Below are 1,788 nucleotides of genomic sequence, written 5' to 3' on the forward strand. Positions count from 1 at the left end.
GGGGGGCTACATATTCAACACCCGTAATACCCAAGCCTTCCGGTTCCGGCAGCTGTTTCTTATCTACTTTACAATTGGGCGTTAAGGGCAAAACTTCCAGCTGCACAAAATGTGCCGGTAGCATGTAGGCGGGTAAAGTTTTGCTGAGGGCAGCGCGCAGGTCAGCGATGTTTTGTGTTGCTGCGCTAACAATGTAGGCCACTATTTCTTTTTCACCGCTGTTGTTAGCTTTGGCTATGACTACTGCTGCTTCAATGCCTGTCTGTGTTTGCAGGGTATTCTCTATTTCACCTAATTCGATGCGGTAACCGCGGATTTTCACCTGCTCATCTTTACGGCCTATGAAGACGATGTTGCCATCAGATAACCAGCGGCCTAAGTCGCCTGTTTTGTACAGGCGCTCTCCGGGTTTGAATGGATTGTCTATGAACTTAACGGTTGTTAATTCAGGCTGGTTCAGGTAGCCTTGTGCTAAGCCATCACCGGCAATGCAGATCTCACCTGCTACGCCAACGGGTTGTAGCTGCAAGGATTCGCTGAGAATATAAATGCGTGTATTGGAGATGGGTTTACCTATCAAGATGTTACCATTATTCTTTAACCTGTAAACAGTGCTGTAGGTGGTATCTTCTGAAGGGCCGTACAGGTTCCTGATCTCTATGCGCTCTGCATCCAGCTGGTCCAGGTAGCGCGGTGAAATGGGCTCCCCGGCCATGTTCAATACGGCTACATTACTGAGATCAATACCTTCACTCAGCAAGTTACCTACTACACTGGGCACGGTGTTAATCAGTATTTTTTCTGCTGTATTCAAGTACTGGGGAATGGCCAATGCATTGGTTAAGAACCGAACCGGCTTGCCTACGCTTAAAGGGTAGAATATTTCAAAAACAGAAAGATCGAAACAGATAGATGTTGCGGCAAATACTATATCGAAAGTATTTGCATTAAACTCCTGCTGGCTCCAGTTAATGAAAGCAGTGGCATTGCTATGGGCGATCATTACACCTTTAGGCTTACCGGTAGAACCGGAAGTGTAGATGATGTAGGCCAGATCAGCGGGTTGGCTGGCGGTGTTTATATTCTCTGTGGAATATTGATCCGCTACCTGTTTAAATGTGGCTAATTCTGCGGCATCTATTACTACTTTGCATTGGCTATCGGCTATTATATAGTCAATACGTTCCTGCGGGTATTCTGTATCAATAGGTACATAAGCACCGCCGGATTTTAATACCGCCAGTATAGCAATGATGGTTTGTTCACTACGGTCTAATTGAATGCCTATGCGGTCATTCGCCTGGATATTGTATTGTGTGCGCAGATAATCGCCTAAGCGGTTAGCCTGCTCATTCAGTGATTGGTAAGTGATTGTAGTTTCACCAAACAGGATAACCGTATTATCCGGCGTTTTCGCTGCTTGTTCCTCAAACTTTTGCAGAATAGTACCGCTATGTTTGTAAGCTATCTCCGTTGCATTGAACGTTTCCAGCAGCTGCAACTGTGCAGCGGCACCTAAATAGTTCAGACGGTTCAGCGGCAGATCAGGATGCGCAATAATAGCGGCCAGCAACTGTTCCAGGTGATGAGTAAAACGTTTAACGGTATCTGCGTTATAAATATCCCGGTTGTATTCAATAGTTACCTGTAGTTCTTCGGCTGCTTCTACGAAGTTGAAAGTAAGGTCAAACTTGGTGAACCGGCTGCCTGTTGTTTCATAGCTGCTGATGCGGGCATCACCTAATTGCGTGCCTTCTGCTATCACTCCACCGGCATTCTGCAAGATCA

At 46.1% G+C, this 1,788-nt stretch carries 1 protein-coding gene; it reads right to left on the reverse strand.

Features of this window, described 5'->3' with window-relative positions; all coding sequences use genetic code 11:
• Nucleotides 1-1,788, reverse strand: a 1,788-nt coding sequence (locus KVT36_RS31465; protein ID WP_217607388.1) for an amino acid adenylation domain-containing protein, incomplete at both ends; no start/stop codon positions are given.

Origin of the sequence: Chitinophaga sp. GbtcB8 (genome assembly GCF_019091455.1) — a bacterium.
Taxonomy (GTDB): Bacteria; Bacteroidota; Bacteroidia; order Chitinophagales; family Chitinophagaceae; genus Chitinophaga.